The sequence below is a fragment of the Pseudomonas sp. NPDC096917 genome (genome assembly GCF_044762555.1).
GTDB lineage: Bacteria > Pseudomonadota > Gammaproteobacteria > Pseudomonadales > Pseudomonadaceae > Aquipseudomonas.
The window spans coordinates 72,315-84,850 of sequence record NZ_JBIWEO010000003.1 but is presented as its reverse complement, the minus strand read 5'-3'; the positions used below and the strand labels follow the sequence as shown (position 1 = coordinate 84,850).

9 protein-coding genes are annotated in these 12,536 nt (G+C 58.3%); 4 read left to right on the top strand and 5 right to left on the bottom strand.

What is annotated here, in order from left to right; all coding sequences use genetic code 11:
• Positions 1-3: 3 nt before the first annotated feature.
• Positions 4-1,299: an ATP-binding protein gene (locus ACIQYF_RS04620; protein ID WP_402857328.1), complete on the top strand. Its 1,296-nt coding sequence runs from the start codon at positions 4-6 to the stop codon at positions 1,297-1,299.
• Positions 1,300-1,335: 36 nt separating this feature from the next.
• Here ACIQYF_RS04620 and rarD (ACIQYF_RS04615) read toward each other — a convergent pair whose 3' ends face one another.
• From rarD (ACIQYF_RS04615) to ACIQYF_RS04605, 3 genes are all read right to left on the bottom strand, one after another.
• The gene (gene rarD / locus ACIQYF_RS04615) at positions 1,336-2,217 is read right to left on the bottom strand and encodes an EamA family transporter RarD (protein ID WP_402857326.1); all 882 of its coding nucleotides are present in this window, start codon (positions 2,215-2,217) and stop codon (positions 1,336-1,338) included.
• A 228-nt stretch (positions 2,218-2,445) separates the two neighbouring features.
• Entirely contained in the window at positions 2,446-3,330 is an 885-nt protein-coding gene (gene rarD, locus ACIQYF_RS04610; RefSeq protein ID WP_402857324.1) for an EamA family transporter RarD, read from the bottom strand.
• A 164-nt stretch (positions 3,331-3,494) separates the two neighbouring features.
• A complete protein-coding gene (locus tag ACIQYF_RS04605; protein WP_402857322.1) occupies positions 3,495-4,808 on the bottom strand; it encodes an MFS transporter in 1,314 nt (437 codons plus the stop codon).
• A 158-nt stretch (positions 4,809-4,966) separates the two neighbouring features.
• On the opposite strand from ACIQYF_RS04605, the gene ACIQYF_RS04600 reads away from it, so the two are divergent.
• The 3 genes from ACIQYF_RS04600 (at position 4,967) to pssA (ending at position 9,155) form a co-directional block, all read left to right on the top strand.
• Positions 4,967-6,064, top strand: a complete 1,098-nt coding sequence (locus ACIQYF_RS04600) for a sugar diacid recognition domain-containing protein (protein WP_402857320.1) — start codon at positions 4,967-4,969, stop codon at positions 6,062-6,064.
• Positions 6,065-6,180: 116 nt separating this feature from the next.
• Positions 6,181-7,320, top strand: a complete 1,140-nt coding sequence (locus ACIQYF_RS04595; RefSeq protein WP_402857318.1) for a glycerate kinase — start codon at positions 6,181-6,183, stop codon at positions 7,318-7,320.
• 491 nt (positions 7,321-7,811) lie between these two features.
• Positions 7,812-9,155 carry a CDP-diacylglycerol--serine O-phosphatidyltransferase gene (pssA, locus tag ACIQYF_RS04590; protein WP_402857316.1) on the top strand — a complete coding sequence of 448 codons (1,344 nt, stop codon included), beginning with the start codon at positions 7,812-7,814 and terminating at the stop codon, positions 9,153-9,155.
• 77 nt (positions 9,156-9,232) lie between these two features.
• Here pssA and ACIQYF_RS04585 read toward each other — a convergent pair whose 3' ends face one another.
• Together ACIQYF_RS04585 and arnT are read right to left on the bottom strand one after the other, a co-directional pair.
• On the bottom strand, positions 9,233-10,765 hold the full coding sequence (locus ACIQYF_RS04585) for an ArnT family glycosyltransferase (protein WP_402857314.1): 1,533 nt from the start codon (positions 10,763-10,765) through the stop codon (positions 9,233-9,235).
• Positions 10,762-12,453: a lipid IV(A) 4-amino-4-deoxy-L-arabinosyltransferase gene (gene arnT / locus ACIQYF_RS04580; RefSeq protein ID WP_402857312.1), complete on the bottom strand. Its 1,692-nt coding sequence runs from the start codon at positions 12,451-12,453 to the stop codon at positions 10,762-10,764. The genes ACIQYF_RS04585 and arnT overlap by 4 nt, the downstream gene beginning before the upstream one ends.
• Between the last annotated feature and the right edge of the window lie 83 nt (positions 12,454-12,536).

The window sequence follows — 12,536 nt, the reverse complement described above, 5'->3', positions numbered from 1 at the left end:
TTCGTGTTCAAAATCCTCATACGGCTGTATCTGGTTACGATTGTGACCTTTGCGGCAGCCATTTACCTGGTGCCCACGCTCATCGTCACGGTTTTCCATGATCGCTTCATGAACTACAACGTCGACATGTCGCGTGGCATGCAGACCCTGCTGGTCAAACAATTTCATGCGTTACCTGCAGAGCAATGGCCAGCGCTTGCACATCAACTGGATGCGCAATTCGATCCGCTGCGCGTCAACCTGTTGCCGATTACCGACCCTCAGTTCACTGCCAAAGAGCAGCACCAGTTGCATCAGGGGCAGGGCGTTCTGCGCATTGGCGAGTGGGGCTGGAGGACGCGAGTGGTATCGCCACTGGACCAGCAACAAGCCATTGAGCTGGTGATGCCGCCCGACCCGCTCGACATGAACGTGCTGTATTGGAGCATCAACGTACTGATCGGAGCCGCCTTGCTGGGGGGGTTGCTGCTGTGGCTGCGCCCGCACTGGCGCGACCTTGAGCAGCTTAAACGCACGGCGGCACGTATTGGTCAGGGCCAGTTGAGTGAGCGCACACAGATTTCGGCGCGCTCTAACATCCATGGACTGGCCAGCGCTTTTGACTCCATGGCCCAGGACATTGAAAACCTGCTTAACCAACAGCGTGATTTGCTCAACGCGGTCTCACATGAGTTGCGTACTCCATTGACTCGGCTCGATTTTGGCCTGGCGCTGGTCTTGTGTGACGACCTGCCCGAGGTAAGTCGTGAGCGTTTGCACCTGCTGGTCGGGCACATACGCGAACTGGATGAATTGGTTCTGGAATTGTTGTCTTTCAGTCGCCTGCAAAATCCGGCGCGGGTACCTGAGCGGGTCGAGGTGTCGCTGGCTGAGTTTATCGACAGCATTCTGGGCAGTTTTGACGAAGAGCTCGAAGCGCCGCAAATCGTTCTGGACGTGCTGTTGCAGGGCACCGAAGAGCGTTTTGCGCTGGACCCGCGCCTCACGGCTCGCGCGCTGCAAAACCTGGTGCGCAACGCCATGCGCTATTGCGATCGACGAATTCAGATAGGGGTGAGTCTGGGGGCGCAAGGTTGTGAATTGTGGGTGGATGACGACGGCATCGGCATCCCTGAGCAGGAGCGCGAGCGCATTTTTGAGCCGTTCTATCGGCTGGACCGCAGCCGTGATCGGGCCACCGGGGGCTTCGGGCTGGGGCTGGCGATCAGTCGGCGCGCCCTGGAGGCCCAGGGCGGCACGTTAAGCGTCGAGCAATCACCCTTGGGTGGCGCCCGCTTCAGACTGTGGTTGCCAGCGTGAAGCCAGGAGGCGCGGGGGGAGGGCACGCGCCTCGCCTCAGATTGAGCGGCGTTGCCGGCTCACGTGTTTCAAACCTTCGATGACCAACACGCCCACTGCCAGCCAGATCGGCCCGTAGGTCAGCCACTGGCCGTCTTCCAGGCTGTCGCCCAGCAACAATGCAACGGCCACCAGCAACACCGGTTCAACGTAGCTGAGCAGACCGAACAGGCTGAACGGCAGTAATCGACTGGCCAGGATGTAGGCAAAGCCTGCAGCCGCACTGATGACCCCCATCAAAGGCACCAACGCGTACAAAGCTTCACGCTGTGCGCCAAGATCGACGTGCGGGCCTGCCAGTACGAACCACAGGGCGACCGGAACCATCAGCAGCATGTCCAGCCACAGTCCGCCAAGGTTATCGATGCCGATCTTTTTGCGCAGCACGAAGTACAGTGGGTAACCGATGGCCACGACCAGCGTGGTCCACGAAAAACCGCCCGTGCGATACAGCTCATTGGCCACGCCAATCACCGCCAGCACCGTGGCTATCTTCTGCAAGTGCGAGAGGTGCTCACCGTAGACGATGCGCCCGGTGAGGATCATCGTCAGCGGCAACAGGAAGTAGCCCAGCGAGACATCCAGCCCATGCCCATTCAGAGGCCCCCACATAAACATCCATAGCTGTAGCCCTACCAGGAAGCTGGTAATCAACACGCAAGGAATCAGTAGAGGTTTATCTCGTAAGCGATTGAAAATTAATGGAACCCATTTCCAGTCGCCGGAGAGGCAGATGAAGAGAGTCATGAACGGCAGCGAGATAAGTATTCGCCAGCCAAAGATTTCCTGGCCATCAAGGGGCCGAAGAAGAGAAGTAAAGTAGTACAGGACGCCGAACAAGCAGGAAGCCAAAATCGATAAAACAATGCCTTTAGACACAACAACCTCAATGGATCTACAACGTTACTCATTAGAGTGGGCACGTAGCTTGAGGTTGTTGGGCAGCATTGGCAAATCTCTTTTAAACCAATTAGTTGGCGCAAACTCTTGTTAAAAACTGTGAAACTTTAATAGCCCAAGCAAATACTGGGCCAAACACGTTTTAAACGCGCGTTCGTGTTTTCTGAAAAAAGTGATTAACGGTAGCCTTCAGCCAGCAGCCACGCGCTAAACCGACCGCCGTTGACGCAACAGATGCTTGAAACCTTCAAATATCAGCACCATCACGGCCAGCCATATCGGCAGGTACGTGAGCCATTGACCGGCGCTGATGCTTTCGCCCAGCAACAGGGCGACAAACACCAGTAATACCGGTTCGACATAGCTGAGCAGGCCGAACAGGCTAAAAGGCAGCATACGGCTGGCGATGATGTAGCTGATCAAGGCCAGTGCGCTGATGCCGCCCAGTACCGGGATCAGAAAGTACAGCGCCGGGCGCAGACTGGCCACGTCGAAACCGTGCTCACCGCTCTGCACAAACCACCATGCCACCGGGATCAACAACAGCATGTCAAACCACAGGCCGCCGAGGTTGTCGGTGCCCGCGCGTTTGCGCAGCACGAAATACATCGGGTAGCCGATGGCCACCAGCAATGTGGTCCACGAAAACCCGCCTACGCGGTACACCTCATTGGCAACCCCGATGGCGGCCAGCGCAGCGGCGATTTTTTGCAGGTGTGACAAGTGCTCGCCAAACACCAGCCGAGCAGTCAGGAGCATCGTCAGCGGCAGCAGGAAATAGCCCAGTGAAACGTCCAGGCTGTGCCCATTGAGCGGCGCCCACAGGAACAGCCAGAGTTGCACGCCAACCAAGGCGCTGGATGCGACGAGAACAGCCCACATTCGGGGCTGCTGACGCAGCCGGGAGATGATGACGGGAACGCGTCGCCAATCGCCAGAAAAGCACATGAACAGCGTCATGCACGGCAGTGTCAGCAGCATGCGCCAGCCGAAAATTTCGGCACCGCTCAAGGGCCAGAGCAGGGATGTGTAGTAATACATGACACCGAACAGGCTCGATGCCAGAACCGATAAAACAATACCTTTAGACACAACAGCCTCGTTGAAACGCACTTTATGATTTTTAGGAGCCTGTAGCTTGAGGCCTGAAGGTGTTGTAGGGCAAATCGCAGGTGGATTCGAGGATAGCGCTGTAGGCGCGAGCTTGCCTCGCGATCTTTTGAAAGATCATAAGATCGCGAGGCGAGGGTGTGGCCTTACGCGTGACTCATGCCCCGTGTCATGCGCAGTGCCAACAAGCTGCCACCGACAATCACGGCGGCCAGCAGGTACAAGGCCACATCGGTGGAACCGGTGGTGTCTTTGACAAACCCCACCAGGTACGGGCTCAGAAAACCCGCCATTTGCCCCATGGAGTTGATCAGCGCCAAACCTCCGGCTGCCGCGCCCGCGCTGAGCATGGCGGTCGGCACCGGCCAGAACATCGGCAGGCCGGTCAACGCGCCCATGGTGGCGATGGTCAGCCCCATAATCGCAATGGCCGGTTGAGTCGCAAAGTTGACCGCAATGATCAGGCCCGCGGCGCCCATCAACATGGGCACCACCAAGTGCCAGCGGCGCTCCTTGTGCAAGTCGGCAGAACGGCCCACCAGCAACATGAAGACCGCTGCCAGCAAGTACGGAATCGCGCTGATCCAGCCGATCACCAGAGTGTCGCTGAAGCCCAGGTTCTTGATGATCGACGGGAGCCAAAAGTTGATCGCGTATACGCCGCTCTGGATGCAGAAGTAAATCAGGCCAAACGCCCAGATAGCCGGGTTTTTGAACACCGCCAGCAGTGAGTCGCTAGCGGTAGACGGTCGGCTGGCGGCGTCCAGGCGATGGTCGGCTTCGAGTGCGGCACGGTCATGCGCGCTCAGCCATTTGGCGTTGGCGAAACTGTCACTCAACAGGAAAATCGCCAGGCCGCCGAGCAGCACGGTGGGAATCCCTTGCAGCACGAACATCCACTGCCAGCCCGCAAGGCCACCTTGGCCTGCCGCAAAATGACTAAGAATCCAGCCAGAGAAAGGGCCGCCAATCAGTCCGGACACCGGAATAGCTGACATGAACAACGCCATGATCCGACCACGGCGGAAGGTCGGGAACCACTGCGAGAGGTACAACACCACGCCCGGAAAAAAACCGGCTTCGGCAGCGCCGGTCAACAGCCGCAGGGTATAGAACTGGGTCGGTGTGGTGACGAACATCAGGCAGGTCGAGAGCAAGCCCCAACTGATCATCATCACCGCAATCCAGCGGCGCGGGCCGAAACGGGTCAGCGCCAGGTTGCTCGGCACGCCACACAACACGTAGCCAATAAAGAAAATACCGGCGCCAAGGCCGTATACGGTCTCGCTGAACTTCAGCGCATCAAGCATTTGCAGCTTGGCAAATCCTACGTTAACCCGGTCGAGGTAGTTGAACAGGTAGCAAATGAAGATAAAGGGGATCAAGCGCAGGGTAATTCGCTTGTAGATGGCGTTTTTATCGTCGTCGCCGGTCAGCGACGCGTTGGCGCTCTTTAACATCTTATGTCTCACTTTATTATGTTTTTTCACGATCCGAGGTTAACGTTGATCGCTGCATGAGTCTCGGTCACCTCAACGTCACTGTCTTTGTGCCACCGCACAGCATTTCGCTGAGCCACCTGTGCCCATGAACAAATGTTTCCAAGGATTGTCACCCTATGTTTGAACTGGATCATGATTTGGCGCAGGACATCGTGGATCGCGCGATGGCCATTTTGCCGTACAACGTAAACGTCATGGACAGCCAGGGCCTGATTCTAGGCAGTGGTGAGCCCGAGCGTATCAATACTCGACACGAAGGCGCACAACTGGTGCTGGCCAATGGGCGTGTCGTGGAAATTGACGCGCAAACCGCCAAGCACCTCAAAGGCGTACAGCCGGGCATTAACCTGCCACTGTTGCTCGACCAGCGCCTGATCGGCGTACTGGGCCTGACGGGCGAGCCCGAATTGCTGCGCACCTATGCTGAACTGGTGCGCATGACCGCCGAGATGCTGGTGGGCCAGCGCCATCAGCAGGCGGAGCAACAATGGCGGCGTCAACGTTGTGACGACCTGGTGGCCTTGCTGCTCAGCGACACGGGTGATTCACCGCGCCTTATCGACGAAGCCCAGCAGTTGGGGCTCAAGCCGCAGTTGTCGCGTATTCCGTACCTGTTTGAGCTGGACAAGGGCCACAGTGCTGAAGCGCTCAGCGCCTGGTTGCAATCACGCTACCCGGACAGTTGGTGCGTGACCCCGGCCACGGGCTCGTTGTTGTGGTGCCGCCCGGCCACGGTGGTGCTGGATGACCTGCGCTTGCTTGAGAAGCTTGAGGGCCTGGGCTGGAAAGTCGTACGCGTGGCAGCAGGCGATCAAGCGCAGGCGCTAAAAGGCTTGCGCCGCTGTTATCGACGGGTTGCAGACTTGCTGGCTTACGGCCGGGATGTAGTGCCGCACACGCGTTTGCTGGCACTCAATCGTTATCGACTGCCGGTCATGTTGTGGCGCCATCGCAACGACGACGCCCTCGAAGAGCTGTTAGGGCCGTTGCACAAAGTGCAGGCCAAAGACAGCAATGGCCAACTGATTACCACCCTGCGCAGTTGGTGTGAGCACGATGGCCAAAGCCAACTCTGCGCCGATGCCCTGGGCATCCACCGCAACAGTCTGCGCTACCGCATGGAGCGCATCGCTGAGTTAAGCGGCGTTGATCCATTGAGCCTCAATGGCATGCTGGCGTTGTATCTGGGTGTGCAACTGCTGCCCCAGAGCTGAACCCCTGCGTCTTGTAAAAATGAACAACAAACCCTGTGTTTGCTTGTGCACCAGACTGGCGTGTTTACCCCCGGTTACTGGCAGCATGAGGGGCATAAGAACTGGAGATTCGCCCCATGAAAATCGTGATTGCCCCTGACTCGTTCAAAGACAGCCTGAGCGCCGAAAAGGTCGCCGATGCCATTGCCGCCGGTTTGGGCGATGTATGGCCTGATGCGCAACTGATCACGTGCCCCATGGCTGATGGCGGCGAAGGCACGGTAGACGCGATTGTTGCTGCGGGTAATGGCCAGTTGCACCGTAATCGAGTGCAGGGTCCGTTGGGCGCTTCGGTCGAGGCCAACTGGGGCTGGCTGCCCGAGAGCCGCACGGCAATTATTGAAATGGCTGAAGCCAGCGGTTTGCAACTGGTTGCCCGCAGCGAGCGCGACGCGTGCATCAGCAGCACCTTCGGTACGGGCGAGTTGATCAAGGCGGCGCTTGATGCCGGAGCCCAGCGGATCATCCTGGCCATCGGCGGTAGCGCCACCAACGACGCGGGCGCCGGGGCTTTGCAGGCTTTGGGCCTGGGTTTGTTCGATGAGCAGGGCGAAAGTCTGGCGCCGGGTGGACTGGCGCTGGCGAAGGTTGCGCGCATTGATCGGGCGGGGCTTGATCCACGTTTGAGCGAAGTGCGTTTCGAAATAGCCGCCGACGTTAACAATCCGTTATGTGGCGAGCACGGTGCGTCGGCCATATTCGGCCCGCAAAAAGGCGCCTCGCCTGAGCAGGTTCGCTTACTCGATAGCGCCTTGGGCCATTTTGCCGATCACTGCGCCAAAGTCTTGCCCAACGATGTGCGTGATGAGCCGGGTTCGGGGGCTGCCGGTGGGCTCGGGTTTGCCGCCAAAGCGTTTTTGGGGGCGCAGTTTCGCGCAGGGGTAGAAGTGGTTGCGGAGCTGGTGGGCCTCGCTGAAGCCGTCAAAGGCGCAGACCTGGTGATCACCGGCGAAGGCCGCTTTGATGCGCAAACCCTGCGCGGCAAAACACCGTTTGGCGTGGCGCGTATCGCTCAGGCTCAAGGCGTACCGGTGGTGGTGCTGGCAGGCACCTTGGGTGAGGGCTATCAGGCGTTATACGAGCACGGGATCAACGCCGCCTTTGCCTTGACCAGCGGCCCGATGAGCCTCGAAGACGCTTGCGCACAGGCGGCGCAACTGCTCACCGACCGAGCGCGCGACATTGCACGACTGCTGAATCTGACTCATAACGCGTAGCGGTTGCGCATATCGGCTTCCTGACTGACCTGCGTCAGAAGGTCATGCACCGTCTTGTTCAACTCGTCGTCGCTGCGCCAAGCGGGATCGTGCGATTCGTCTCTCCCAAGTTCTGGCAGAGTTCTGGCGGATCGAGAAAACCCTGCACACGCGGTGCCGATATAGCCACCTGCCTTCATGTACCTGGCAGCACGACGGGTGCGGTCGCGTGTTGAATCATCCCGCCGTTACGGGTTTGGCTGCCTTCGGTGGCCACTCGCTATATACCTTGGAGCGGTGGTTATCTTCAGTAAATAGGAATTTCCCCAAAGTTAATTATTCCCAAAGAACGAGGTTGATCAGCCGGGCATTATCAATGCGCGCCCGGGCTCAACTGCACTTCTCCCCCCAGTGGCCGAGGCGGGATGTGACAGGTGATTCCCGTCACTACAGCTTCAAAGCCCAATCGTGTAAGCTTTGCGGTCATTTGCATTCGACCCATAGCGAGCCCTATGCCGTTGCTCTTCAAACGTTCCTTGCTACCCAAGCTGCGTAGCTTCCCGCTGGCTGCCGATGCGTTCAGTACCTTGCCCAGCGCCGCTGACTTTCGACGCTGCCTGCTGGAGCACATTGCGGGCGCTCGACAGCGCATCACGCTGGTGGCTTTGTACCTGCAACAGGACGAAGCCGGTCAGGAAATTCTCGACGCCTTGCACGCCGCCAAAGCCGCCCGGCCCGAGCTTGAAATTGCCGTCGTGGTCGATTGGCTGCGTGCTCAGCGCGGCTTGATCGGGGCGGGCAAGCAACCCGGCAATGCCGCCTGGTATCAGGCGCAAACCCAGGCCCACGCCACTGAAGTGCCGATTTATGGCGTGCCGGTGCAAACCCGCGAACTGTTCGGGGTGCTGCATCTCAAGGGTTTTATTGTTGACGATTGCGTGATCTACAGCGGCGCCAGCCTGAATAACGTGTACCTGCACAAGTTCGACAAATACCGCTTCGACCGTTATCACGTGCTGCATAACAAGCCGCTGGCTGACTCGATGCAGCGCTTTATCCAGCAAGACCTGATCGAGACCAAGGCGGTGCATCGCCTGGATCTACCTTCATTGCCGTCAACCCGCAGTTTACGCAGTGCCATCGGTGACTTGCGCAGCCGCCTGAAAAAAGCCAGTTACGACACCTACTTGGGGACAACCGGGCATTTTGGCTTATCGGTTAGCCCGCTGTTGGGCGTGGGCAAAAACAATCCGCTGAGCCGGGTGATTTGCGAGCTGATCGCCAGCAGCCAGCAGCAGCTGACCATTTGTACACCGTACTTCAACCTGCCATTACCCGTAACCCGTGAAATCAACCGGGCACTGGAGCGTGGCGTGAAGATTGATATCGTGGTCGGTGACAAGACCGCTAACGACTTCTATATCCCGCCGAGCGAGCCGTTTCGAGTGATTGCGGCGCTGCCGTATTTATATGAATTGAGCCTGCGCCGCTTTGCCAAAAGCCATCAACGCATGATCGACAGCGGTTTGCTCAACCTGCACCTGTGGCGTGATGGTGACAATACCTACCATCTCAAAGGCATGTGGGTCGACGACCGTTATACCTTGCTCACCGGTAATAACCTCAATCCCCGAGCGTTCCGCCTGGATCTGGAAAACGGTCTGCTGATCGACGACCCGCGCCGTGAACTGCTGGAGCAGCGAGGCAAAGAGCTGGACGCGATCTTCGCTCACACCCAGCGCATCGACCACTTCAAAAACCTAGACACCCTGACGGATTACCCACCAGCGGTGGCCAAGTTCTTGCGTCGAGTGAGCCGGGTTCGGATCGAGCGGTTGTTGTACCGCATTCTCTAAATGCTGATAGTGCGATAACTGATGTGCGACGGCTTCGCCGCCGATCGCAGCCTCGCACCTCGACAGCGACTACAGGTTTAGTGCAACTCGGCGGGAATATACGCCACGCTCGCCCCCTGACGGCTGTGCAGCAGGCGGTCACCGTTGTCGGCCTGGCTGGTCACGACGCGATGATCCACGCCCAGGTAGCCCAGCGGCAACGGATCGCCGTTACGGTACTGGGCGAAGATCAGCGTGCGTTGCGGGTTGAAGTGTTGACCGCTGGTTTTATCCAGCCATGCCATCAACTCTGCACTGCTGCCATGACGCGGGAAGTCCTGATCCTGGCTGACGTAATAAAACGATTGCCTCTGGTTCTGAACATACAGGGGCAGTTTGTTATCAGCATCGATCATGACCATGCGCCATTGATCCCAAGGCGCTTGCTCACTGGCTTGGACTTTGACGTCCTGAGCGAACTGGATCACGCCACCGCCGCCGTTGGACCACGGATAAAACACCCCAAGCACCAACAGCAGCAAGGCTGTGCTCGCGGCGAAGCACGTCTTCCAGACCGGGCCGATATTTTTTTTGCGCTGTTGCAGGCGCCGTGTCACCCACCAGGCCGCCACTAGTTGGGCAAAAGGAACGAGGGGTAGCACGTAGTAACTGCGGCGGCTGCCACTGGCGGTGAAGAACATAAACAACAGCGCCAACCCCCAGACCAGCCAGCGAGCATTGGGCTCGATATGCCGCCAGTTGCGCACGGCCACCCACAGCCCGATGATCCACAGCGGCGCCCATGGCAGGGTGTAAACCGGTAGATAGATCAGGTAGGTGTAGATCGGCCCCATATGGTCGAAAGGCTGGAAGAAGCGCACGACGTTTTCACGCACTACCAGCCCCAATCCGCTTTCACCGTAAGTGGGCGCGCCATACAAGTGCGAGAGCACAAACGGGATCATATAGACCAGCAGGGCGATGGCCAGCGCCAACACCAACCTGACGTTCAGATGGCGCTTCCAGCGTTGCTCGCTGAGCACATGGGGCAACAGCACCAGCCCCGGCAACACAAAGCCGATCAACCCTTTGCATAAAGAGGTCAAGGCCAGCAGCAGGAAGAACACGCAATAGCGGCTAAAGCGCGTGTCTTGCGGCCCCCGAAAATACCACCAGACGGCTGCCAACAGACCGCACAGGGTCAGTATGTCGGCGGTGGCCACACGCCCCCAAAACACGAAGTAAAAGGTTGTGGCGAGCATCCAGCCGGCTATCAGACCGGTGCTTTTGCTGAACAGCCGCTCGCCGACCAGGTAAATCAGCCACACGCTCAGCCACGCCGCGATGACCGAAGGCAGGCGCAAAGACCAATGATTCAACTCTCCGAGCACGCCCGCCGTCGCGGTAATCAGCCAATAGGACGGCAAGGGCTTGTCGTAATAGGCGCTCCCCATCAGGTATGGGTCCAGGTAATCCCCGGTTTGCAGCATCTGGAGGGCGATGTTGGCCCAACGGGTTTCCGGCCCCCAGAGCTCCCGTGAACCCAGACCCAGCAACAGCAGTAAGGCGGATACGGTCAGTAAAATCAGCAGCGAGCGGTGTGCAGAAACCCAATGTTTGAGCGTCATCATTCAGACTTGGCCTTAGGGAAGATGAAAATAGCCAGGTTTGCGCGCTCATAGCGCTTGCCACCCAGAGGTAACAACTCGACTTCGTGGACTTCCTGGGCCGAGTTAACCCGCATCACCACGCCAACAGAACCGCGCGACTGAGCTTCTTTCATCCACCCGTTGATAGTATCGACGTCCACCTTACGCTTAGCTGAATCACTGTAGCCGAGGCCATATTTGAGTTCGCCCACGGTGTCGTAAAGGGTTACTTCAGGGCGACCCAATCGCCAGGACAGTGCCGAGGCGGCCCCCAGATCATTACTCAGCAAGGAGCTGGTCTGGCTCAGTTCCTGGGAATGTTCGGCAATAAACTGATCGGGCATTTTGCTATTAACCACCGTGGCGGGCATCGCGGCCGGCAGCAAAGCCACCAGCACCCCCATGCCCAGTGCCGGTGCGGCCCACAAGGTCAGCGGTCGCATGGCTTGCAAGGCGTTTGTCAGCAGCCAGACCATCAGCACGATAAAGCCCAGAGACAGGCTAAACATCTCGGTATTGGCGTAGACCGGGCGGGCGACTTGCAGGTACACCAACCCTGCCAGTCCTGCGACGGACAATAACGTATTCAACAGCCCGTTAATCCGGATGTTCCGGCCGCGACCCTGATTGACCCACGCAATCAATGCATGCCCCATCAACAAGGCCAAAGGCAGCAGGCACGGCAGGATATAGGTTGGCAGCTTGCCCTTGCTCAGGCTGAACATGCCCAGTGGCAACAATAGCCACAGCAGCAGATAGCCGATGGCAGGTTGGCTTTTTTGCTTCCAGGCATCCACCAGTGTCGAGGGCAGTAATGCCGCCCACGGCAGGCTGGCAGCGAGCAGCAACGGCAGGTAAAACCACCAGGGCTGGGTGTGCTGCGCATCACTCGCGCTAAAACGGCGAATGTGTTCGTTCCAGAAGAAAAACTGCCAGAAGTCAGGTGCTTGATGCTCGATAGCCAGCGCCCAGGGTAAGCACACGGCCGTCGCCACCAGCAACGCCAGTGGGCCGTAAAGCAACAGGTCTTTAACGCGTCGTTGCCACAGGGCATAGGGCAGGCCGATCAACACAGGCAGAAGCCAGGCCAGGAAGCCCTTGGTCAAAAAACCCATGCCGCAAGCCGCGCCCAAGACCACCCAGGCCGAGAGCCGCGCACGGCGATTTTTAGCGTCAAAGGCGAACCACAGGGCGACCAGGCTCAGGTTGACCCAAAGCGTGAATTGCGGATCGAGGTTGGCGTATCCCGCTTCACCGGCGACCAGGCCAAAACTCATATAGAGCAGGGCGCAGGCAAATGATGTGCGCGGATCGTTCCACAGTCGGCTGGCGATCAGCCAGGCCAGCCACACGCTCAGCCCGGTGCTCAATGCCGACGCTATCCGTACCCCGAACAGAGTGTCACCGAATACGGCTTGCCCGATGGCAATCATCCAGTAGCCTGCAACCGGCTTTTCGAAATACCGCACCCCCATGAAGTGTGGCGTTACCCAGTTGCCGCTCTGGAGCATTTCCTGACTGATCTGGGCGTAACTGGTTTCGTCAGGGATCCACAGTCCGTGGGTCATTAACGGGACGAGATAAAACAGTACAAACGCCAGGAGCAGGCTGGGTATTGCCCAGCGCTCAAGACGATTGTCCGGGGTATTTTGAGAGGCAACAGCCACCATGCTTTCCACCTGCGAGCCCTTACTGGACATGATTTATGGTGGGCACGGTAAAGGGCGGTGGGTAGAGGCGAGGTGAAGCTGAT